The organism is Brevundimonas sp., assembly GCF_036963785.1.
Classification (GTDB): Bacteria; Pseudomonadota; Alphaproteobacteria; order Caulobacterales; family Caulobacteraceae; genus Brevundimonas.
Map to the genome: position 1 here is coordinate 1 of NZ_JBALUS010000005.1, position 21,247 is coordinate 21,247.

The 21,247-nt window shown below is 68.2% G+C and carries 20 protein-coding genes; 11 read left to right on the forward strand and 9 right to left on the reverse strand.

From position 1 onward, the window contains the following. Positions 1-458: outer membrane protein (locus V7672_RS11955; protein WP_335624829.1), on the reverse strand; the 458-nt coding region annotated here is incomplete at its 3' end. Positions 459-666: 208 nt separating this feature from the next. Between V7672_RS11955 and V7672_RS11960 the strand changes: the two genes are divergently transcribed. Together V7672_RS11960 and V7672_RS11965 are read left to right on the forward strand one after the other, a co-directional pair. After that, on the forward strand, positions 667-1,575 hold the full coding sequence (locus V7672_RS11960; protein ID WP_335624830.1) for an SDR family NAD(P)-dependent oxidoreductase: 909 nt from the start codon (positions 667-669) through the stop codon (positions 1,573-1,575). 91 nt (positions 1,576-1,666) lie between these two features. Beyond that, entirely contained in the window at positions 1,667-2,872 is a 1,206-nt protein-coding gene (locus V7672_RS11965) for an acetyl-CoA C-acyltransferase (protein ID WP_335624831.1), read from the forward strand. Here V7672_RS11965 and V7672_RS11970 read toward each other — a convergent pair. The 3 genes from V7672_RS11970 to otsB are packed head-to-tail and all read right to left on the reverse strand — an operon-like array spanning position 2,869 to position 6,850. After that, positions 2,869-4,281: an alpha,alpha-trehalose-phosphate synthase (UDP-forming) gene (locus V7672_RS11970; protein ID WP_335624832.1), complete on the reverse strand. Its 1,413-nt coding sequence runs from the start codon at positions 4,279-4,281 to the stop codon at positions 2,869-2,871. The genes V7672_RS11965 and V7672_RS11970 overlap by 4 nt on opposite strands. After that, positions 4,278-6,062, reverse strand: coding sequence for a glycoside hydrolase family 15 protein (locus V7672_RS11975; protein ID WP_335624833.1), 1,785 nt, complete (start codon positions 6,060-6,062; stop codon positions 4,278-4,280). Before V7672_RS11975 ends, V7672_RS11970 begins: the two co-directional genes overlap by 4 nt. Then, entirely contained in the window at positions 6,059-6,850 is a 792-nt protein-coding gene (gene otsB, locus V7672_RS11980; protein WP_335624834.1) for a trehalose-phosphatase, read from the reverse strand. The genes V7672_RS11975 and otsB overlap by 4 nt, the downstream gene beginning before the upstream one ends. A gap of 282 nt (positions 6,851-7,132) precedes the next feature. Between otsB and V7672_RS11985 the strand changes: the two genes are divergently transcribed. The 5 genes from V7672_RS11985 to V7672_RS12005 are packed head-to-tail and all read left to right on the forward strand — an operon-like array spanning position 7,133 to position 12,218. After that, the gene (locus V7672_RS11985; RefSeq protein WP_335624835.1) at positions 7,133-8,131 is read left to right on the forward strand and encodes a KpsF/GutQ family sugar-phosphate isomerase; all 999 of its coding nucleotides are present in this window, start codon (positions 7,133-7,135) and stop codon (positions 8,129-8,131) included. 1 nt (position 8,132) lies between these two features. Further along, positions 8,133-9,428 carry a glycosyltransferase family 4 protein gene (locus V7672_RS11990; protein ID WP_335624836.1) on the forward strand — a complete coding sequence of 432 codons (1,296 nt, stop codon included), beginning with the start codon at positions 8,133-8,135 and terminating at the stop codon, positions 9,426-9,428. Between the two features lie 4 nt (positions 9,429-9,432). After that, positions 9,433-10,665, forward strand: a complete 1,233-nt coding sequence (locus V7672_RS11995) for a glycosyltransferase family 4 protein (protein WP_335624837.1) — start codon at positions 9,433-9,435, stop codon at positions 10,663-10,665. A gap of 49 nt (positions 10,666-10,714) precedes the next feature. Beyond that, on the forward strand, positions 10,715-11,857 hold the full coding sequence (locus tag V7672_RS12000; protein WP_335624838.1) for a polysaccharide biosynthesis/export family protein: 1,143 nt from the start codon (positions 10,715-10,717) through the stop codon (positions 11,855-11,857). Then, positions 11,850-12,218 (forward strand): hypothetical protein, encoded by a 369-nt coding sequence (locus tag V7672_RS12005; RefSeq protein WP_335624839.1) that lies wholly within the window; start codon positions 11,850-11,852, stop codon positions 12,216-12,218. The genes V7672_RS12000 and V7672_RS12005 overlap by 8 nt, the downstream gene beginning before the upstream one ends. On the opposite strand, the gene yihA is transcribed toward V7672_RS12005, so the two are convergent. From yihA to rpmH, 4 genes are all read right to left on the reverse strand, one after another. Further along, the gene (gene yihA / locus V7672_RS12010; RefSeq protein ID WP_286692867.1) at positions 12,215-12,856 is read right to left on the reverse strand and encodes a ribosome biogenesis GTP-binding protein YihA/YsxC; all 642 of its coding nucleotides are present in this window, start codon (positions 12,854-12,856) and stop codon (positions 12,215-12,217) included. The genes V7672_RS12005 and yihA overlap by 4 nt on opposite strands. After that, complete coding sequence (yidC, locus tag V7672_RS12015) at positions 12,853-14,670, reverse strand: membrane protein insertase YidC (RefSeq protein ID WP_335624840.1); 1,818 nt, start codon at positions 14,668-14,670, stop codon at positions 12,853-12,855. Before yidC ends, yihA begins: the two co-directional genes overlap by 4 nt. Before the next feature lie 34 nt (positions 14,671-14,704). Then, complete coding sequence (locus V7672_RS12020; protein ID WP_442889376.1) at positions 14,705-15,037, reverse strand: ribonuclease P protein component; 333 nt, start codon at positions 15,035-15,037, stop codon at positions 14,705-14,707. Positions 15,038-15,131: 94 nt separating this feature from the next. Next, the gene (gene rpmH, locus V7672_RS12025; RefSeq protein WP_335624841.1) at positions 15,132-15,266 is read right to left on the reverse strand and encodes a 50S ribosomal protein L34; all 135 of its coding nucleotides are present in this window, start codon (positions 15,264-15,266) and stop codon (positions 15,132-15,134) included. Between the two features lie 137 nt (positions 15,267-15,403). Here rpmH and V7672_RS12030 point away from each other — a divergent pair, with 137 nt between their 5' ends. The 4 genes from V7672_RS12030 to V7672_RS12045 all read left to right on the forward strand — a co-directional run bounded on the left by V7672_RS12030 (position 15,404) and on the right by V7672_RS12045 (position 19,854). Further along, positions 15,404-16,240, forward strand: a complete 837-nt coding sequence (locus V7672_RS12030) for a TVP38/TMEM64 family protein (protein WP_335624842.1) — start codon at positions 15,404-15,406, stop codon at positions 16,238-16,240. Further along, complete coding sequence (locus V7672_RS12035; RefSeq protein ID WP_335624843.1) at positions 16,237-17,721, forward strand: sensor histidine kinase; 1,485 nt, start codon at positions 16,237-16,239, stop codon at positions 17,719-17,721. Before V7672_RS12030 ends, V7672_RS12035 begins: the two co-directional genes overlap by 4 nt. Before the next feature lie 70 nt (positions 17,722-17,791). Beyond that, positions 17,792-18,181 (forward strand): hypothetical protein, encoded by a 390-nt coding sequence (locus V7672_RS12040; protein ID WP_335624844.1) that lies wholly within the window; start codon positions 17,792-17,794, stop codon positions 18,179-18,181. 77 nt (positions 18,182-18,258) lie between these two features. Then, positions 18,259-19,854 carry a carboxylesterase/lipase family protein gene (locus tag V7672_RS12045; protein ID WP_335624845.1) on the forward strand — a complete coding sequence of 532 codons (1,596 nt, stop codon included), beginning with the start codon at positions 18,259-18,261 and terminating at the stop codon, positions 19,852-19,854. 6 nt (positions 19,855-19,860) lie between these two features. Here the strand turns inward: V7672_RS12045 and hemN are convergent, their stop codons facing one another. After that, the gene (gene hemN / locus V7672_RS12050) at positions 19,861-21,201 is read right to left on the reverse strand and encodes an oxygen-independent coproporphyrinogen III oxidase (protein WP_335624846.1); all 1,341 of its coding nucleotides are present in this window, start codon (positions 21,199-21,201) and stop codon (positions 19,861-19,863) included. Positions 21,202-21,247: the final 46 nt, after the last annotated feature.

The following is a 21,247-nucleotide window of genomic DNA, read 5'->3' on the forward strand; positions in this document are numbered from 1 at the left end:
CCCCGGAAGTCGCTGTCGATGCGGGCCACACCGGCACCCATGCCGATGAACGGACGCACGGACCAGGACGCATCACCAAAGTCGTAAATGACATTGGCCATCAGGCTGGAGACATCCAGGCTGCCCTGGGGCACATCGCACGCACCGGCCGGGGCCGGCTGGCAGATGGCACCCGCACCCGGGCTGGTCACTTCGGCCAGCTCACCGATGCGATAGCCGCCTTCCAGTTCAACACGCCAGTTCTGGTCGAAGCGGTAGCCCAGACGACCGAACGCCGCCCAGCTGTCCTCAACCTCAAACTCGTAGCTCTGAAGGTCCGTCGTATCGAACGCCGACACGTCGTTGACATTGTGCCAGCCCGCGTCGATCGCGCCATACCAGCCATTCGGCTCAGCCGAAGCCGCACCAGCGGCGAAAATGCCGGCTGCGGCGACGCTTGCGAGAAGTTTTACCTTCATGCTCATCCCTCTAAATTCTGTTCGTCAAACTTGACAGTGTGCCCCTGCTTACACGGGCGGCTCGAAGCATCGAACGGGATTATGCCGTTCGAGTTCCGGAATTGACGCATCGGTGGCGCGACTGTGGCCTGATTTCAACACTAATCCCCATTTCGGGGTACCAATCTCCTGCTAGGAGAGACCATTCAGCATTATCGGAGGCGTTGGGATGCGGCAGGAATTCGACGGAAGGGTGGCGATTGTCACCGGTGCGGGCGGCGGACTGGGCCGCTGTCATGCCCTGGCCCTGGCCGAAAGGGGGGCAAAGGTCGTCGTCAATGATCTGGGCGGCGCCCGCGACGGGACCGGCGGATCGGCAACCGCGGCAGAGGGTGTGGTCAAGGAAATCGAGGCCCTGGGCGGCGAGGCCATGGCTGACGGCGCCTCGGTGACCGACTACGCGGCCGTCGAGGCCATGGTGGCCCGGACCATGGAGCGCTGGGGCCGCGTCGACATTCTGGTCAACAACGCCGGGGTGCTGCGCGACAAGTCCTTCGCCAAGATGGATCTGGACGACTTTCGCTTTGTCATGGACGTCCACCTGATGGGAGCCGTGAACTGCACCAAGGCGGTGTGGGAGATCATGCGCCTGCAGAACTACGGGCGGATCGTCATGACGACCTCCTCCTCCGGCCTGTACGGCAACTTTGGCCAGTCCAACTATGGCGCGGCCAAGATGGCGCTGGTCGGGCTGATGCAGACCCTGTCGATCGAGGGCCAGAAGAACGACATCCGCGTCAACTGTCTGGCGCCCACAGCCCACACCCGCATGACCGAGGACCTGGGCGCGGCCCTGCCCCTCGATCAGCTGGGGCCGGAACTGGTGTCGCCCGGGCTGGTGCATCTGGTCGCCGAGGATGCCCCGACGCGCTGCATCCTGGCCGCCGGGGCCGGCGGGTTCGAGCGCGCCTATGTGACCCTGACGCAAGGCATCCGCGCGACCGGCGCCGACGCCCGCGAGCAGATTGCCGCCCGTTTCGACGCCATCTCCGACCGCTCGGACGAGATCGTGCCGGAGATGGGCGCGGCCCAGGGCATGATCGAACTGGGCAAGCTGCAGGCGGCGATGAAGGGCTGAACGGCCGACTTGCTAACGCGTGCGTGAATGAGACTTGCCTTGACGCGGGGTCACGCGCTTAGCTGGCCCCAACACTCAGGAGAGGAACACCATGTCCCGTGAAGCCGTCATCGTCTCGACCGCCCGCACCCCGATCGGGCGCGCCTATCGCGGGGCGTTCAACGACACCCAGGCGCAGCAGCTGGGCGCCCATGCGGTGCGTCATGCGGTCGAACGGTCAGGGGTCGATCCGGCCGAGATCGAGGATGTGGTGATGGGCGCGGCCCTGCAGCAGGGCTCGACCTCGACCAATGTCGCGCGCCAGATCGCCCTCGCTGCGGGCTTGCCCGCGAGCGTAGCGGGCATGAGCCTGGACCGGCAGTGCGCCTCGGGCCTGATGGCCATCGCCACGGCCGCGAAACAGGTGATGGTCGACGGCCAGACGGTCGCGGTCGGCGGCGGGCTGGAGAGCATTTCTCTGGTCCAGAACCAGCATATGAACCTGCACCGCTTCAAGGATGAGGCCCTGCTGAAGCAGGCGCCGCACATCTATATGTCGATGCTCGAGACCGCCGAGGTGGTGGCGGACCGCTATGGCATTTCGCGCGAGGCCCAGGACGAATACGCCCTGCAGTCGCAGCAGCGCACCGCCGCCGCCCAGGCGGCCGGGCATCTGGATGCCGAGATCGTGCCGATGACCACCACCATGCAGGTGATGGACAAGGCCACCGGCCAGACCTCGGCGAAAGAGGTCACCCTGTCGAAGGACGAGGGCAACCGGCCGGAGACCACGCTGGAAGGCCTGTCGTCGCTCAAGCCCGTGTTCGGCGGCGGCGAGAAGATCGAGCAGGGCCGGTTCATCACCGCCGGCAACGCCAGCCAACTGTCGGACGGCGCCTCGGCCTCGGTCATCATGGACGCCAAGGAAGCCGAAAGGCGCGGCCTGAAACCCCTGGGCGCCTATCGCGGCATGGCCGTCGCGGGCTGCGAGCCGGACGAAATGGGCATCGGGCCGGTGTTTGCCGTGCCGAAACTGCTGAAGCGCCACGGCCTGACCGTCGATGACATCGGCATCTGGGAGCTGAACGAGGCCTTCGCCGTCCAGGTCCTGTACTGCCGCGACAAACTGGGCATTCCCAACGACCGGCTGAATGTGTCGGGCGGGGCCATTTCGATCGGCCACCCCTATGGCATGTCGGGCGCGCGCATGACCGGCCATGTGCTGATCGAGGGCAAGCGCCGCGGGGCCAAGTATGGCGTCGTCACCATGTGCGTCGGTGGCGGCATGGGCGCGGCCGGCCTGTTCGAGATCTACTAGATCTCGGGCACAGGTTTCGCCCCGCCAAGGGGGATCGCCCGCAGGGTCGAGACGAACAGGTCGCGCCACAGGGCGACGTCGGAATCGCGCACGATCTGCATCAGGGCCTGCCAGCGGTCCTTGCGCTCGGCCAGTGGCATGGCGAGCGCGCGGCTCAGGGCATCGGAAATCTCTTCGCGGCTGAACGGGTTGATCAGCAGGGCCTCGGTCATCTCCTCGGCCGCGCCGGCAAAGCGCGACAGGATCAGCACCCCGGGGTCCTCGGGGTCCTGGGCGGCGACATATTCCTTGGCGACCAGGTTCATGCCGTCGCGCAACGGGGTGACCAGACCGACCCGGGCCGCGCGATAGATGCCGGCCAGCTGGTCGCGCCGATAGGTGCGGTTCAGATAGCGGACCGGCTGCCAGTCGACATCGCCATAGGTGCCGTTGACGTGACCAGCCAAACTGTCGAGGCGGCCCCGGATGTCCTGATAGGCGTCGACCTCGTCGCGGGACAGGGGGGTGACCTGCAGCAGGAAGACCTTGCCGCGCTGGTCCGGCTTGTCCTTGAGGAACTGCTCATAGCCCAGCAGCCGCTGTTCCAGCCCCTTGGAATAGTCCAGCCGGTCGACCCCGACGATCATGGAGCGAAAGGCCGCCGACGCCGCCATCCGGTCGTAGGTGCGCACACCGAGCGCGGAGTTCCGCGCCTCGAGGAAGCCATCGACGTCGATGCCGATCGGAAAGACGCCGGTCTGGACTGTCTTGCCGAAAGCCATCAGCGCATCATTGGGCAGCAGCCGCCCGTGGATGCCCGGCTCTGAGGCCACATAGTCGCGGAACAGGTCCAGCCACTCGCGGGTGTGAAAGCCCAGCAGGTCAAAGTCGAACAGCGATTCCACCAGCCGCCGGTGATAGGGCAGCGTCACCAGCAACTGGCGCACCGGCCAGGGCGTGTGCAGGAAGAAGCCGATCCGGTTCTTGATGCCGCGCCGCCGGAGATCCCGGGCCAGCGGGATCATGTGATAGTCGTGGATCCAGATCAGGTCGTCGGGCTGGATCAGCGGCGCCAGGGCCTCGGCGAACCGGTCATTGGTGCGCTCATAGCCCTCGCCGAACGAGCGCTCATAGGCCGAGAGGTCCACCCTGTGGTGGAACAGCGGCCACAGCGTCTTGTTGGCATAGCCGTTGTAATACTCGTCAACGTCCTGGGGCTCGAGGTCGACGAGGGCCACGGTGACGCCCGCCCGGTCCTCGATCTGGGCCTCGGGTTTCCACTCGGGCGTGGTGTTTCCGGACCAGCCGAACCACAGGCCATCATACTTTCGCAGCGCCGCCGACAGGGCCATGGCCAGCCCCCCGGCCGACCCCGCCGAAGGGTCGGTGGGCGCCGAGACGCGGTTCGAAACGACGATCAGCCGGCTCATCGGACGTCCGTCCACGAGCGGCTGAGCAGGATGGCGCAGTTGATGATGCCGACCAGGGAGTAGGTCTGGGGATAGTTGCCCCACAGCTCGCCGGACTCGACGGCAATGTCCTCGCTGAGCAGACCGGCGTGGGTGCGCCTCGCCAGCATCTCCTCGAAGATGGCGCGGGCCTCTTCGTCGCGGCCGTTCTGGTGCAGGGCCTCGATGAACCAGAAGGTGCAGAAGTTGAAGGCCGTCTCGGGCTCGCCGAAATCATCCGGTTCGACATAGCGGAACAGGAAGGGCCCCTTCTTGAGGTCGCGTTCGATCACCGCGAAGGTGCGGGCCATGCGCGGGTCGTCGAGGGACAGGAAACCCACATCCGTCAGCTGCAGCAGCGACGCGTCCAGTTCGGTGCCACCGAAGCTGGCGGCGAAATGGCCGTCTTCCTGCAGATAGGCCTCGCTCTCGATACGCTCGCGGATGATGCGGGCCTTGTCGGCCCAGTCGGCGGCGCGATCCTTGAGGTTCAGATGAAGTGCGGCCTTGGCCAGCCGGTCGCAGGCTGCCCAGCACATCACCGCAGAATAGGTGTGGACCCGGGCGAAGGTGCGGAACTCCCACAGGCCGGCGTCGGGCTGATCGTGCATGTCGAACGCCCGCTGGCCGACCTTTTCGAGGGCGTGGAAGTCCTCCAGCGTGCCGGGCCGGATCATGCGTTGGTCGTAGAAGGCCTGAACGAGCGGCAGGACGATCTGGCCGTAGACGTCGTGCTGCAGGTGCTCGCGCGCCTGATTGCCCACGCGCACCGGCTTCATGCCGCGATAGCCCTCGACGGTGTCTGTGATCCGTTCGTCGATATCCTCTTCCAGGCCGACGCCATAGACCGGCTGGACGTGGCCGCCATCGGCCTGATCGACCAGATTGCGCAGATAGACGAGATAGTTCTCAAGGATGTCCACGGCGCCGAGGCGGTTCAGCGCGCGCACCGTGTAATAGGCGTCGCGGATCCAGCAGTAGCGATAGTCCCAGTTGCGGCCGCTGCCCGGGAACTCGGGCACAGAGGTGGTGAGGGCGGCAACGATGGCCCCGGTTTCCTCATAGGCGCACAGTTTCAGGGTGATGGCGGCGCGGATCACCGCCTCCTGCCAATCCAGCGGCAGGTAGAGCTTGCGCACCCACTGCTGCCAATAGGCGACCGTCCGGTCGCGCGCCGCGGTCATGCCGGGCCCGACGTCCTGGTCGTAGGCTTCGTCGGGCCCGAAGAAGAAGGCCATCGGCTTTTCCAGCCGGAAGGTCCGTTCGCTGATCACGTGGCTGACGGGGCAGTCGGTGGTCAGGCGGAAGGTCGCCCCGGTGCACAGATAGCGGATGTGATTGGAGCCGTGGGTGCTTTCGGCACGCCGTTCGCCCCAGTTCGCGGCCGGGCGCAGCCGAACCGTAATGCGCGGCGTGCCGGACAGGGGCCGGATCAGCCGTCCAAAGGCCAGGGGGCGATAGGTGCGCTCCAGCTGGGCATGACGCGGACAGAAGTCGATGATCTCGAGGGAGGCCCCATCGGCGGCATGCAGAACCGTGCGCAGAACCGGCGTGTTGCGCACATAGTCCTGTTCGGCGCTGACCTGATCCTCCAGCACAATATCCCAGAAGCCGTGGTCCGGATCGCTGCCGTCCATGAGGGCCGAGAACAGCGGATCGCCGTCGACGCGCGGCGCACAGGCCCAGACATAGCGGCCCTGACGATCGATCAGGGCGCTGACCGCGCAGTTGCCGATGGGGGCGAGGTCGACGGACGGCTTCATCGGGCGGCCTCTGCCAGCTGCGTCAGCCAGTCGCTGACGGCGCGGGTATCGGCCAGACCATAGCGGGCGGCGCTGACCCAGCGGGGGTCGACCAGTATGCCGAAGCCACCCGCCGCCTCGGCCGCGCGGAAGGCGGCCTCATCCGTGCGGTCGTCGCCGATCATGACAGGGTGGGCCCCGGCAAACGGCGGCTCGGCCAGAAAGGCGGCCAGCGCCCGGCCCTTGTCCGCGTCGCCGCCCTTGAGCTCGACCACCATATGGCCGGGCTGAAGATGCAGGCCGTGGTCACGGGCCAGCGTGGTTGTCGCGTGGCGAACACCGGCCGCCCGGTCGGGGGCGTTGCGGTAGTGGACGGCGACACCCACGCCCTTGTTCTCGATCTCGACGCCGTCAGCGATCTCGGCGCTGAGGGACCGCGTCAGGCCTTCAACCGCCAGGGCCACATCGGCCTCGGCGCCCTGGGTTTCGACCCGGCCATCGGCCGAGCGGCGCTCAAGCCCATGGACCCCCGCCACCGCGATGACGCGGCCCTCGAGGATGCGGTCGACATCGGCCAGGGCGCGACCGCTCAGCACCGCCACGCGACCGTCCAGAGCCTCGGTCAGGGCCTCCAGCAGGCGCGAGCGGCGGGAGTCAGGGCCGACGTCTTCGGGCCGGGACTCGATCGGAGCCAGCACGCCGTCGAGATCCAGGAACAGGGCCAGCGGCCCCCGATTCCGGATCAGGGACGCCGGCGCCGGCGGCGGCGCGAGGTCTCGGGGGTCGGTCGGAGCGATCACGGCTGTCATCAGGTCGGGTCGGATCTTTCTCAGGGCAGAGGGCAACACCGGAACGGGTGCCCGCACGATCGGGAGGAACCGTCCAACGGGGGAGGAAGACGGTCAGCTCGGGCTTGCGGTCCTGCTAACGCCCCGCTGCGGCAAAGGTTGTCGCCTAACTGCGGTCAGGTCAAACCGCCGGGCGTCGGGATCGCCGGGACGGGGTCCGGCATTGTGAAAAGAGGCGGGATGCGGCACATCCTGCGGCTTCCTATCCGGCGGGCCGTTGACGGCCGATTTGACGCGCGTGACATGACCCAGCCCCCCTTCGATGCCGACACCACCCAGGCCATTACCGACCATGCGCGCCGGGTGATCCGGCTGAACCGGGAGGCGCTGGACGCTCTGGAGAACGGGCTGGACGACAGCGTGGCGCGCGCCTGTTCCGTCATTCTGTCGCGGCCCGGCTATCTGGTGGTGACCGGCATGGGCAAGTCGGGCCACATCGGCGGCAAGCTGGCGGCGACCCTGGCCTCGACCGGCACAAACGCCTTTTTCGTCCACCCCGCTGAGATGAGCCACGGCGACCTGGGCATGCTGCGCGACGACTGCACCCTGCTGGCCATCTCCAATTCGGGGGAGAGCCGCGAACTGCGCGACCCGTTGATCTTCTGCCAGCGGCGCGGCATTCCGGTGATCGGCATGACCCAGCGCCCGCAGAGCTTCCTGGGCCGCAACAGTGCCGTCCTGCTGCAACTGCCGCAGGTGGCCGAGGCCTGCCCGAACAATCTGGCACCGACCACCTCGACCCTGATGACGCTGGCGCTGGGCGATGCCCTGGCCATGGTGCTGATGGAGCGCCGCGGGTTTTCCGCCGAGGCCTTTGGCCTGCACCACCCGGGCGGCAAGCTGGGCATGAGCTTGCAGAGCGTCCGCGACTGGATGGGCGACCGCCCGCGCAAGGTGGCCGCCGTCACCCGCGACACCCCCTTTGCCGAGGTCATCTCGGCCATCACCGAGGGGATGAAGGGCGCCACCGCCGTGGTCGAGGCCGACGGACGGCTGGCGGGAATCGTCACCGACGGCGATGTGCGCCGCGCCTTCGGCCGCGAGCCGACCTCGCTGAAGGACCTGACCGCCGGCGATCTGATGAGCGCCAGCCCCAAACAGGTGTCGCCCGATGCCCGGATGAGCGATGCCGTCGACATCCTGACCCAGAACCGCATTTCGACCCTGCTGGTGGTCGAGGACCACCGGCCGGTGGCGATTATCCACCTCGCCGAACTGATGCAGGCGGGCTACGTCTCCTGACATGACCCGTGTTTGCATTGACGCCATGAACATCGGCCTGGCCAAGGGCTCAGGCATTGCCACCTACGGCCGCAATCTGATCGAAGGCCTGAACGGGGCCGGCTTCGAGAGCCAGATCCTGTATGGCCCCGGCCATAACTATGCCAAGCGACCGATCCTGAACGAGATCGCCCTGGTCGATCCGGTCGCCGCCAAGGGCAAGAAGTGGCGGGACCGACGCGAGCTGATCCTCACCCCCCTTGGTGCCACTGCGCGGCCCGTCCCGATCTCCGAGAATGTCGTCTGGCCCGTGCGCGGCGGCGGACGTCCCAAGGTCCAGGACTTCTGGAGCGCCCCGCGACTGTTCGGACGGGCGGACCAGTGGTGGGGCCTGACCAAGGGCTTCACCCCCGTCAGCTTCCAGGGATCCGGCGAGACCCGGGTTCCCGACATCATGCACTGGACCACCGTCATGCCCTTGCGGGCGCGCGGCGTAGCCAATCTCTACACCATCCACGACCTGATCCCGCTCAAGCTGCCTCACGCCACGCTGGACAACAAACGTCGCTTCCTGCGGATCGCTCGTGACATTGCCCGCCGTGCCGACCATATCGCCGTCGTATCCGAAGCGACGCGCCGCGACGTCATCACCCTGCTGGGGGTGCCGGAGGACCGGGTGACCAACACCTGGCAAGCCGTCTCCGTGCCGCCGAAACATCTGGCCCGCACCGAGGAAGAGGTCGCGCGCGAGCTGGAGGGCGTCTTCCGTCTGCCGTGGAAGGGCTATTTCCTGTGGTTCGGTGCCCTCGAGCCGAAGAAGAACCTGGCGCGCGTCGTGGAGGCCTATCTGGCCGCCAATATCGACATGCCGTTGGTGATCGTCGGAGGCCGGGCCTGGCTGGAAGAAGACGAGGTGCAGCTGATGCACCAGGCGCGGCAGGACAAGAAGGTCCGCAAGAAGAAGCTGAAATTCTTCCAGTATCTGCCCTTTTCGGTGCTGGTCTCGCTGATCCGGGGGGCACGCGGCACCCTGTTCCCGTCGCTGTATGAGGGGTTTGGTTTGCCGGTTCTTGAGTCGATGGTTCTGGGCACGCCGGTCATGACCTCGAACGTCTCCTCCCTGCCCGAGGTTGCCGGCGACGCTGCCCTGATGGTCGACCCCTATGATGTCCACGCCATGACCCGGCATATCCTCGCCCTGGCGTCGGACGATGACCTGTGCGCCGAACTGTCGGCCCGGGGGCGGGTGCAGGCCGCGAAGTTCAGCCCCGAGGCTTATCAGGAACGCCTGCGCACCATGTACGCCAAACTGGCCTGACGGCATGACCCGAACCGTCCTGTTCGATGCCGGGCGCCTGTTGCAGCGGAGCGGGCGCACCACTCCGACCGGGGTGGACCGGGTCTGCCTGGCCTATGCCGAATGGCTGATGGGGCATCCCGATGTGCGCTTCGTCCCGGTTCGCAGCCGGGGCGACAACCTGAGGGCCCTGGACCGGAAATGGTTCGGTGAGCTGGCGGCCTCCCTGCGCGAGCGCTGGACCGGCAATGGCGTGGGCGAGGCCGAAAAGACCCTGACCGACCTGCTGGCCCGGCCACGCGGCGCGCGCTCGCTCTCCGGGCCGATCAGCCGCGAACGCGAGCCCCGGCGACAGGCGATGACGCGGCTGTTGATGTCCCGCGCCCTGCCCGACGTCACCCGCGACACCCTGTACGTCAATGTCGGCCACAGCGGCCTGACCAGCCCGCGCCTGCTGTCGAAGCTGGCGGAGGACGGGGCCCGGTCGGTGCTGATGGTCCATGACCTGATCCCCATCACCCATCCGGAATACTGCCGCCCGGGCGAGGCGGCGCGGCACCGGACGCGCATGCGGCTGGCCCTGAAACAGGGGTCGGTGCTGGTCGTGAATTCGGAAACGACCGCCGAGGTGCTCAAGGCGTTTGCCGGGCGGGAGGGGCTGGCGCCCCCCACCGTCGTGGTCGCCCATCTGGGGCTGGAGCCGGCATTCGCGGAACCCGGCTGGCGGCCCGCCGAGCGGCCCTATTTCGTCCATGTCGGCACGGTCGAGGCGCGCAAGAACCTGACCTTCCTGCTGACCCTGTGGCGGCGGCTGGAAGAACTGAGGGGCGCCGAAACCCCGGCCCTGGTGCTGATCGGGCGAAGCGGCTGGGAGAATGAGTCCGTCATGGACCATCTGGAGCGGTCGCCCCCGCTGCAGGGACTGGTGCATCAGGCGTCGGAACTGCCGGATGCGGCCCTGTCGCGCCTGATGCGAGCCTCGCGCGGCGTCGTGGCCCCCTCGGCAGTGGAGGGCTTCGACCTGCCGGCGGTCGAGGCCATGGCCATGGGCGTGCCGCTGATCGCCTCGGACATTGCGGCTCACCGCGAGCTGGTGCCCAAGGCCAGATTGATCGACCCGCTGGACGGCCCCGGCTGGCTGAAGGCGCTGGACCGGGCGGCGCGCGGCGACGTGCAGCCCCCGCCCTACAAGCCGCCGAGCTGGCGCACCCATTTCCAGATCGTGGCCGAAGCGCTGGCGATGAAGCCCGGCATCTGACCGTGGGGCGTGACTGGCGCGCCTGCTGAAAGGCCGGTAAGTCTGGGGCATGGTCCACCGTCTTGCCCTCCCCGCCCTTTTGACCGCCCTGGCGCTGGCCGCCTGCTCCACCCTGCCGGTCGAGGGACCGTCGGCGCGCGATGTGACCGGACAGGCGGGCGGCCAGACCTATGCCGTGGTCGAGCTGGACGCAGGGGTCAGCCAGATGCTGCGGGCCGTGCCGGTCGAGGCCGGCGCCTCGCTGGCCGGAGCCGAGAGCACCGCCCCGCTCGACCGGATCGGGGTCGGCGATACGCTGTCGGTCTCGATCTATGAACCCAGCGGGGCCCTGTTCGGCGCGCGCGGCGGCGGCGGCACGGTGCAGGGTGCCAGCCAGACCCTGCCCCCGGCTGTGGTCGCCGACAGCGGCACCATCCAGATTCCCTTTGCCGGGGCCGTCGCCGTCGAGGGCCTGACCGCCGCCGAGGCCGGGGCCGCCGTGCGCCGCGCCCTGATCGGGCGGGTCGGCAATCCGCAGGTGACGGTGACACGCGCCGAAGCCCCCTCGACCGGGGTGACGGTACTGGGCGAGGTCCGCACGCCGGGCCGTGTGCCCCTGTCGGTCAGCCGCGATCGTCTGCTGGATGTGATCGCCGCCAGCGGCGGGTCGTCGCGCAGCCCCGAGGAAATCGAGGTGGCCGTCAGCCGGGGCCGGACGACCTGGCGCGCGCCCTACACCGCCGTGACGACCCGCTTTGACCAGAATGTGCGGCTGGCCCCGGGCGACCGGGTCAGCCTGGAATACCGGCCGCGCCGCTACAGCGTCATGGGCGCGCTGGGGGCGGTGTCGCAGGCCGAGATGGGACCGGGCTCGCTGACGCTGGCGGCGGCGCTGGCCCGCGCCGGGGGGCCCAATCCGAATACCGCCGATGCCCGGTCGGTGCTGGTGTTCCGTTTCGAGAGCCCGGCAGTTGCCCGGGCGCTGGGCGTAAACCAGCCGCCCAGCCCGCGCGGGGTGCCGGTCGTCTATCGGCTCGATCTGTCGGGGCCCTATGGGATGTTCGTCGCCTCGGATTTCGAGATCAGGCCGGATGATCTGGTGTTTGTGCCGCGCGCGGGATCGACCGAGCTGCGCGAGTTCTTCGAGCTGGTCCAGAGCGTGACGCGGGTGGTCTATGACGTCTCGGTCACCAGCGCCCTCAACCTTGACTGACAGTCCCGCAGCCGCGCGGCTGGCGGCGCTGAGGGCGTCGGCACTGGCGGTCTATCGGACGCATGACCTGCCGACAAAGGCCGGCTTTTACCGCAAGGGGCCCCGCGCCAAGCGCTGGACGCGGCTGGCCGATGACCTGGACGCCGGGGCACGCTGGGACCTGATCCGGGCCCATGCGCCGGACAGTGGCTGGCGCTATCTGGAGCGGGACCGGCTGGGCGAGGCGCATGAGGTCGCAGAGGTGCGCGAGGCGTCGCGGGTGCTGGTGGCCTGTACACGTCTGGACGCGGCGCTGGAGGGGGCGGAGGGCACGCTGGTCGAGCTGATCGATCTGGCCCTGTCGCTTCCCACGGACGCTTAGGGCGTAACCTCGGCGGCGGTCATGGCGAAGGCGCGCAGCTCGGCCATGCCAGTGCCCTTTTCCGACGAGGTCAGGGCCACGTGCGGATAGGCGGCCGGCCGTTTGGCAATGGCCTTGAGCGTTTCCGCGACCCGCTTTTCGCCCTCGCCGGATTTCAGCTTGTCGGCCTTTGTCAGCACGATCTGATAGCTGACGGCGGCCAGGTCCAGGGCGTCGAGCGCCTCGGTATCGACCGCCTTCAGCCCGTGGCGCGCATCGATGAGCAGATAGACCCGCTTCAGGGTCACCCGACCCCGGAGGTAGTCGCGGCCGAGGTTCTGGAAGCGTTTGACCTCGCCCTTGGACGCCTTGGCCCAGCCATAGCCGGGCAGGTCGACCAGACGCATGCGCCCATCAAGTTCGAAGAAATTGACCTCGCGCGTGCGGCCCGGCTCGTTCGAAGCGCGGGCCAGCCCCTTCATGCCGACGAGGGCATTGATCAGGCTGGACTTGCCGACGTTGGAGCGGCCGGCAAAGGCGATCTCGGGCCAGTCGGGCGGCGGCAGCTGCTCGATCTTGGCGCAGCCCATGATGAAGGTGGCGGGCCGCGCAAACAGCACCCGCGCGGCCTCCAGCTCTTCCTCGGTGAAGTCGGTCACGCGGCCTTCTTCTTGAAGTAGCGATCGATGAAGCTGTCGATCGGGTTCTCGGCCTTGAAGCGGTGCATGATGATGTACTGCTGGATGATCGACAGGATGTTATTCCACGCCCAGTAGACCAGCAGGCCGGCCGCGAACGGCGCCATGATGAAGGTGAAGACGAACGGCAGGAAGGCAAAGATCTTGCGCTGCATGGGGTCGGGCGGCGGCGGGTTCATGGCCATCTGCAGCCACATGGTCAGGCCGTAGAAGATCGGCAGGATACCGAGGCCCAGCGTGCCGACCAGCAGACCGCCCAGCAGGGGCAGGCTGCCCGGATCCCACGGGATCAGGCCGAACAGGGTCCAGATGTTCGTGGGATCGCGCGAGGACAGGTCCTGGATCCAGCCAAAGAAGGGCGCGTGGCGCATCTCGATGGTGACGAACAGCACCTTGTACAGGGCATAGAAGACCGGGATCTGGATCAGGATCGGGATACAGCCCGCCAGCGGATTGATCTTTTCGCGCTGGTACAGCGCCATGGTTTCCTGCTGCTGCTTCTGCACGTCGCCTTCGTGCTTCTTCTTGATCTCCTCCATCTTGGGCTGGAGCTTGCGCATCTTGGACATGCTCTCATAGGCCTTGTTGGCCAGCGGGAACATGACCAGCTTGACGACCACGGTCAGGGCCAGGATGGCCAGACCGAAATTGCCCAGCACGCCATAGAAGAAGTCGACGATCAGGAAGATCGGGCGGGTCAGGAAGAACAGGAAGCCCCAGTCGATCGCATAGATGAAGCGCGGCAGGTCCAGCTGCTCCTCGTAGCTCTTGAGGATTTCGTTGCGCTTGGCCCCGGCGAACAGATGGCGGGTTTCCTTGATCTGGAAGCCCGGCTGGATGGTCACCGCCTCGCCCAGCATATTGGCCTGCATGGACGTGACATTGCCCTGCTCGCGGGTGCGGAACTCGGCCTCGATGGCCTCGTCCTGATCCGGGATCAGCGCGGCCAGCCAGAATTTGTCGGTGATGCCCAGCCAGCCCCCGGTGGATTCCTTGCGGATCGGCGGCTTCTTGGCCCAGTCCTTGTATTTGTGCTGTTCGGTGGAATAGCCGCCGTTCTCGCCAAAGGTGCCGATGGCCCCCTCGTGCGAGATCATCTCGCGGCCCAGCGTCGGCGGCACGCCCTGGCGTTGGACCGACCCGTACGGCGCCACCGTGATCGGCTGGGCGCTGAAGTTGGCGACCGTGTCGGTGATGGTGAACAGATATTGCTCGTCGATGGAGATGACGCGGGTGAAGCGCAGGCCCTGGCCGTTGTCCCAGGTCAGGGTGACGGGCGTTGCGGGTGTCAGGGTATCGCCCGACGTCAGACGCCAGGGCGTGTTGATCCCGGGCACGCCGCCGGCGACATTGGTGCCCAGCCAGCCGAACTGGGCGAAATAGGCAAACTCCATGCCCTGCGGCCGGAACAGCTCGACCGGCTGGTCCGAGCCCAGCGTCTGGTCATAGCCCAGCAGGAACAGGTCATCGATCTTGCCGCCGTCCAGCGACAGGGAGCCCGTCAGCGTGTCGGTTTCGATGGCGACGCGGCTGGCCCCGGCGAGGGCCGCCTGGCGGTCGGTGATGAAGACGGGCGGATTGGCCGGGATGTCGGCGGAATCGGTCGGCAGGGCGACGCCCGGCTGGCTCTGCTCGGCCACCGTTTCGCGCTGGGCATCGAGGGCCGCCTTGCGCTGGTCCGCCTGGGGCTGGAGCACAAAGGCCTGATAGGCGAACAGGAAGATCACCGTGACCACGATGAAGATGATCGTGTTCCGATTGTTGTCGAGGTTCATGGATCGGCAGTCCTGGCCTGGTCTGGCGGAGAAATCAGGGCTCGGGCGAAGCCGAAGGCCCGACGGGCGCATCCGGCCGCGGCGGGCGCGGGGTCGCGAGCCTTGTAAGGGCCCATTTCACATCGTCAAGCAAACGTGGCCAGGCGCGGTCCACCGTGCCCATGCGCGCGATCAATACATAGTCGGATCCGGGCCGTCCCAGTTCGGGGATCAGCAGGCGCGCCGCCTCGCGCAGACGGCGCTTCGCGCGGTTGCGGACCACGGCCCCGCCGACCTTGCGCGTCGCCGTAAAGCCCACACCGATCAGCGGATCACCGTCGCCCCGGTCGCGTCGCTGGACGACGACTCCGCCCCGGGCTTCAGACATGCCTTTCGCGGCCGCCAGAAACTGGGGCCGCGAAGTAAGGCGTTCAATGCGGGTCATAGCCACACGGTCTCTCCGGACGGAGAGACCCGACGCATCAGGCGGTCAGGCGCTTACGGCCCTTGGCGCGACGGCGTCGAACGATCTTCTGACCGTTCTTCGTGGCCATCCGCGAACGGAAACCGTGACGGCGCTTGCGTACGAGTCGCGACGGCTGATAGGTCCGCTTCACGGTCGGCTCCATATATCTAGCAGTGAAGCGGCAGACTTGATGGCGTCCACCGCAGGAGGGCGGGCGTATAAGACCCCGGGGCGCGGGTGTCAACGCCGTCGGCGTGCTACCGGGCCCCAGAAAGAGACCGTGGAGCCATGACCGAGCCCCGAATTCCTGCCGATCCCGAGGCCGACCCGGGGATGGACCCGGCCCTTCCACCGGTGGCCGAGGCGGCGGTGAGCAGTCACACACCCCGCTCGGCGCGCGACTGGGCCCTGCGCCTGTCGCCCATCCTGGCGCTGGCGGGGCTGGTCATCCTGGCCTTTGCCATGGGCTGGAACAAATATCTGTCGATGGAGCTGCTGCGCGAGCACGGGCTGAATCTTCAGGCCTTTGCCGCCGAACAGTTCCTGCTGGCGCTGATCATCTTCATCGCCGTCTATGCCCTAGCCACCGCCAGCACCATTCCGGGGCCGGTGTTCCTGACGCTGCTGGGGGGCATGATGTTCGGGCCGCTGGTCGGGGCCCTGGCCCAGGCGACCGGAGCGACCCTCGGCTCGATCGCCATCTATATGTTGTATCGCAGCGCCATCGGCACCTGGCTGCGCGCCAAGTTCGAGGCGGACGCCGGCATGATGCACAAGATCGCCACCGGCATCGACCGCAATGCCTTTGTCACCCTGTTGACCCTGCGGCTGATCCCCAGTGTGCCGTTCGTGCTGATCAATGCCACGGCCGGCATGGTCGCCGCCCCGCTGCGCCCCTATATCGTCGCGACCTTTCTGGGCCTGTTGCCCTCCACCTACATCTATACCTGGATCGGATCGGGGCTGGGTGATCTGTTGCAGCAGGGGGTTCAGCCGGACCTGAACATGCTGGTCTCGAAATTCTTCTGGCCCTTGATGGGGGTCGCCTTCCTGTCAATCCTTCTGCCCATCCTGATCAAGGGCGGTCAGGCGTGGTACAAGAGCCGGCAGAAGAGGATGGCATGACGGCGACCGCGGACAGGGTCTATCGCTGGGCGGTAAAGCCCCTGACGGCCCTGAAGGCGCGCGCCGATGCGCCTGCCGTGGCGCACGCCGGACCGCGGATCATCTCGGGGCTGGCCTTCCGCCTGCTGCTGCTGACGGTCATCTTCACCTTTGCCGTCGGCGCCCTGATCATCGTGCCCAATGCTGCCAGCTTTCACGAGCGCTGGCTGCGCGACCGGCTGCAGGCGGCCGAGCTGGCCTCCACGGCGGTCGAGGCCCTGCCTTACAGCATGGTCGACGATGAGGTCGCCGAGCAGCTGATGACCATCGGCGGGGTGCAGGCCGTGGTGGTCGGGGACCAGGGCGTGCGCCGCCTGTTGCTGCAGGCCCCCAATCTGCCGCGGACGCCGGATGTCATCGACCTGAGGGGGCGCGGCACCTGGGCGCGCGTGGTCGAGCCCTGGCGCACCCTGTTCGGACACCCCGACCGGTCGATCCGGGTGCAGGCCCGGCCGCGCTATCGCTCCGGCGACTATGTGGAAATCCTCGCCCCCGCCGAGCCGCTCAAGCAGGAACTGCGCGCCACCCTGGTCAACAGTCTGATCACCGCCGTGCTGGTCGCGGGGCTCGCGGGCCTGTTGCTGTATGCGGCCCTGGCGGTGCTGGTGTTGCGACCGCTCAATCGCGTGACGCGCTCGATCGAGCGCTTTGCCGGGGATCCCGAGTCCGATCCGGAACCCCCGTCCAACCGCCGTGACGAGATCGGTCAGGTCGAGCGCGAACTGGCCCGCATGCAGGGCGAGGTGCGGCTGGCCCTGCGGTCCCGCGCCCGTCTGGCGGCGCTGGGCGAGGCGGTGGCCAAGATCAATCACGACCTGAGAAATATGCTCAGCGCCGCCCAGATCGCCTCGGACCGGATGGCCGATTCCGCCGATCCGGCGGTGGCGCGCGCCCTGCCGCGGCTGGAGCGGGCGCTGGGCCGGGCCACGGCCCTGACCCGTAATGTGCTGGACTATGGCAAGACCGAAGAGCCCGAGCCCCAGTTGCGCCGGGTGACCCTGGGCCCCGCCGTGACCGCCGCTGTCCAGGATGCGGGGCTGGAGCACAGCGACATCAAACTGGTGCGCGCCCTGCCCGCCCGGCTGACCGTGACCGCCGACCCGGACCAGCTGCACCGCATCCTGGTCAATCTGATGCGCAATGCCCGTCAGGCCCTGAGTGACACGCCCGAGGCCGTCAGCGGCACCCGACCGCCGCGCCTGAAGATCGCGGCCGAGGCCCGGGGCACGCGGGTCCACATCCGGCTGGAAGACAATGGTCCGGGCATTCCGCCCCGGGTCGAAGAGCGTCTGTTCCAGGCCTTTGTCTCGGGGGCCGGGCGCGAGGGATCCGGGCTGGGCCTGACCATTTCGCGCGAACTGGCCGAGGCCCAGGGCGGCACGCTGGGGCTGGTCTCGACCGGGCCGCAGGGCACGGTGTTCGAACTGGTGCTGAACGCCTGAGTCCGCATGAGGAAACTTTCACAGGCTTGACCGTTCGGTATGGGCTATGTGTGTTCCTTCGGAGGATCCCATGATTTCGCTTCTGACCGTTTCCGCCGTCCTGCTGCTGGGCAACCCCGTGGTTCAGGATCCCGCGCGCCCGCCGGTGCAGGACCCCGTCGTCGCGCAGGACTCGGGCAATGACGAAACCCACCGGCTGAACGCCCGGGTTCTGACCCAGCTTGAGGGCGCGGACGCCATCGAGGCCCAGGGACGCGCTGCCTATGAGGCCGCCGTCGCCGAGCGCGAGGCCCGGATCGCCGAAATAGAGGCCGAGGCCGCCCGCGAACGGGCCGCCTATGAGACCCGCATGGCCGAATACCGCGCCGAGGTGGCCGCCGCCGAAGCCCGTCAGGCCCGCTGGCGCGATCAGGTCGCGGCCTGTGAACGCGGCAACCGCGCCGCCTGCGCCGGCAACTGACGCATCCGACCACAGATCGATTGATGCCGGTGTGAAGCCGTGACAGCCTCCGCCTTCGACCGGTGGAGGGATACGGAATGGCATATCGGGGCGGACCCTGGACCTCGCGCCGGGGCGTACTGATCGGCGCGGGATTGGTGGCCGCCGTGCCCGGGATGGCCGCTGCCCACCCAGGCGATCATCCGACGGTTCAGACCCGGCATGGTCCGGTGCGGGGCTTTGTCGATCAGGATGTGCGCGCCTTCCTCGGCATCCCTTACGGCGCCGATACCGGCCCCCGGCGGTTCGCCCCGCCGGTCCCGCCCGCGCCCTGGACCACACCCTTCGAGGCCACCGCCTATGGCCCCTCGGCCCCGCAGCGGGCCGAGGCGGGAGTGACGTCAGAGGACTGCCTTCGCCTGAACGTCTGGACACCGGCGCGCGCCGAGGAACCGCGCCCGGTCGTCGTCTATATCCACGGCGGGGCCTATGCGACCGGCTCGGGCTCCAGTCCCCTGACCGACGGGGCGCGCCTGGCGCGTCGACAGGGTCTGGTCGTCGTGACGGTCAATCACCGGCTGAATGCGCTGGGCTATGGCTATCTGGCGCGGCTGGCGGCGGGTCAGGGGATCGCCGGCTTTGAGGACAGCGGCAATCTGGGCCAGCTGGATCTGGTGCTGGCACTGGAATGGGTGCGCGACAGTATCGCGGCCTTCGGTGGCGACCCCGCGCGCGTGACCCTGGTCGGGCAGTCGGGCGGCGGGGCCAAGATCGCCACCCTGATGGCCATGCCCCAGGCGCGCGGGCTGTTCCACCGGGTCATGACCATGAGCGGCCAGCAGGTCACCGCCGCGGGCCCGCTGAACGCCACCCGCCGGGCCGAGGTCTGGCTGGACGCCCTGGGCCTCGCCCCGCACCAGATCGGCCAGCTGCGCACCCTGCCCGCCGAACGGCTGATCGAGGCCACACGGGCCGAGGACCCCGTCCTGGGCGGCAGCCTCTATTTCGGACCGGTGCTGGATGACCGGGTGCTGACGCGCCACCCCTTCTATCCCGACGCGCCTGCGCTGTCGGCCGACATCCCCATGATCATCGGCAATACGCGCGAGGAGACGCTGGCCTTCCTCGGCAATGACCCCGCCAATCGCGACCTGACGTGGGACAGCCTGCCCGCGCGGCTGACTCCCGCCCAGTTGCGGATCGATGTGGCCCCGGAACAGGTCATCGCCTTTTACCGCGGCCTCTATCCGCAGATGTCGCCCGACGAGGTGCTGATCCGGGCCACCACCGCAGGTCGATCCTGGCGCGCCGCGGTGATCGAGGCCGAGGAACGCGCGCGGCAGGGCAGCCCCGCCCGGGTCTATCAGCTGGACTGGCCCGCCCGCCTCGCCAATGGCCGGACCGGGGCCTTTCACACCTCGGACATTCCCTTGGTGTTCGACACCCTGGCGGCCGAGGGATCCGGCGCCATCGGGCCGGAGGCCCAGGGCGTTGCCGATCTGATGAGCGGCTTCGTCGCCCGCTATGCCGCGAGCGGCGACCCCAATGGCGCGGGTCTGCCGGACTGGACGCCCTATTCGCTGGCGCGGCGCGAGACCCTGATGATCGACTGGCCGCCGCGGATGGAGAACGACCCCCGCGGCGCCGAACGCGCCTGGTTCGCCCGCATCCCCTATATCCAGCCGGGCACCTGACCCCGGTCAGACGGCCGGGGCGTGGGTCGCGTCGGTCCGGGCCAGCCAGGCGTCGAAGCGCGTACAGACGGTCCGGACAAAGGGCGCGGCGGCTTCGGGGATGCGAAAGCCGTCCGCCGTCCGTTCGATCAGGCCCTCGGCCTCGAGGTCGTCCATGCCGGCCACGATCCCGGCCAGCGACCGGGCCCGGTCGCCGAAACGCCGGCGCAGGCCGGCATCCGAATAGGTGAGGTCGCACATCAGGCGCTCGATGACATGGGCCCGCAGTCGGTCGTCGTCGCTCAGGGCCACGCCGCGCGCCGTCGCCCGGCCTTCTGCGGCGACCCGCGCCCGATAGTCGGCAACGCCTGTCGCGTTCTGGGCATAGCCCTGCGGCAGACGACTGATGGCCGAGGCGCCCAGCCCGATCAGCGCGTCCGACCGGTCGGTCGTATAGCCCTGAAAATTGCGATGCGCCGGAGCCCGGGCCAGGGGGTCGTCCGGACGGGCGAAATGGTCCAGCCCGATGCGCACATAGCCTGCGTCCACCAGCCGCCGGGTGGCCAGCTCCGCCAGACGCAGCCGCGCCTCGAACCCCGGCAGGGCGGCGTCGGGGATCAGCCGCTGATGGCGGATCCGCTCCGGCAGATGGGCATAGCCGAACACCGCCAGCCGGTCCGGCCGAAGCGCGAGCGCCTGGTCCAGGGTGTCGGACAGCCGCGCCTCTGTCTGATGCGGCAGGCCATAGACCAGATCGACGTTGAGCGCCCCGATGCCCGCCCGGCGCAGATCCTCGACCACCCGCCGCGTGGTGTCGAACGACTGCTGCCGGTTGATGGCGGCCTGCACCTCGGGGCTGAAGTCCTGGACGCCGATCGACACCCGGTTGACGCCTGCCTGCGCAAAGGCGTCGGCCCGGGCTGCATCCATGAAGCGCGGATCGATCTCGACGGCGAACTCCGCATCCTCGGCCAGGTCAAAGCGCGCCCGCAGGCGCTGGGCCAAAGCCAGGATCTGCTCCGGCGACAGGCTGTTGGGAGAGCCGCCGCCCCAGTGCAGATGCGTCACCCGCCGTCGCGTTCCGAGCAGGTCGGCGACCGCCCCGATCTCGGCCTCCAGCGCCGCGAGATAGCCGGCGATCGGCGCCGGGGTGTTCACCACCGTCGTCGCGCACCCGCAGTACCAGCACAGGGCGCGACAGAAGGGGATGTGCACATACAGCGACAGGGCTGCATCCTCCGGCAGGCCGGCGATCCACGCCCCGCTCTGGTCCGGACCGACCTCGCTGTTGAAATGCACGGCCGTCGGATAGCTGGTGTAGCGCGGCGTGGGCGCCCGCAGGCGGTCAGGAGAAAGCACACAGGTCATGGCGCCGACATGCCCCTGCCCGCCCCCACCGCGCATTGAGATGGAT

Excerpts from the sequence above, each read along its gene's own strand:
- V7672_RS12035 (WP_335624843.1), top strand. The coding sequence starts at position 16,237 with ATGACGGCGACCGCGGACAGGGTCTATCGCTGGGCGGTAAAGCCCCTG.
- V7672_RS11960 (WP_335624830.1), top strand. The coding sequence starts at position 667 with ATGCGGCAGGAATTCGACGGAAGGGTGGCGATTGTCACCGGTGCGGGC.
- V7672_RS11965 (WP_335624831.1), top strand. The coding sequence starts at position 1,667 with ATGTCCCGTGAAGCCGTCATCGTCTCGACCGCCCGCACCCCGATCGGG.
- V7672_RS11990 (WP_335624836.1), top strand. The coding sequence starts at position 8,133 with ATGACCCGTGTTTGCATTGACGCCATGAACATCGGCCTGGCCAAGGGC.
- V7672_RS11970 (WP_335624832.1), bottom strand. The coding sequence starts at position 4,281 with ATGAGCCGGCTGATCGTCGTTTCGAACCGCGTCTCGGCGCCCACCGAC.
- V7672_RS12020 (WP_442889376.1), bottom strand. The coding sequence starts at position 15,037 with ATGTCTGAAGCCCGGGGCGGAGTCGTCGTCCAGCGACGCGACCGGGGC.
- hemN (WP_335624846.1), bottom strand. The coding sequence starts at position 21,201 with ATGACCTGTGTGCTTTCTCCTGACCGCCTGCGGGCGCCCACGCCGCGC.
- V7672_RS12030 (WP_335624842.1), top strand. The coding sequence starts at position 15,404 with ATGACCGAGCCCCGAATTCCTGCCGATCCCGAGGCCGACCCGGGGATG.
- yidC (WP_335624840.1), bottom strand. The coding sequence starts at position 14,670 with ATGAACCTCGACAACAATCGGAACACGATCATCTTCATCGTGGTCACG.
- V7672_RS11985 (WP_335624835.1), top strand. The coding sequence starts at position 7,133 with ATGACCCAGCCCCCCTTCGATGCCGACACCACCCAGGCCATTACCGAC.
- V7672_RS11975 (WP_335624833.1), bottom strand. The coding sequence starts at position 6,062 with ATGAAGCCGTCCGTCGACCTCGCCCCCATCGGCAACTGCGCGGTCAGC.
- V7672_RS11995 (WP_335624837.1), top strand. The coding sequence starts at position 9,433 with ATGACCCGAACCGTCCTGTTCGATGCCGGGCGCCTGTTGCAGCGGAGC.
- V7672_RS12040 (WP_335624844.1), top strand. The coding sequence starts at position 17,792 with ATGATTTCGCTTCTGACCGTTTCCGCCGTCCTGCTGCTGGGCAACCCC.
- otsB (WP_335624834.1), bottom strand. The coding sequence starts at position 6,850 with ATGACAGCCGTGATCGCTCCGACCGACCCCCGAGACCTCGCGCCGCCG.
- V7672_RS12000 (WP_335624838.1), top strand. The coding sequence starts at position 10,715 with ATGGTCCACCGTCTTGCCCTCCCCGCCCTTTTGACCGCCCTGGCGCTG.
- V7672_RS12045 (WP_335624845.1), top strand. The coding sequence starts at position 18,259 with ATGGCATATCGGGGCGGACCCTGGACCTCGCGCCGGGGCGTACTGATC.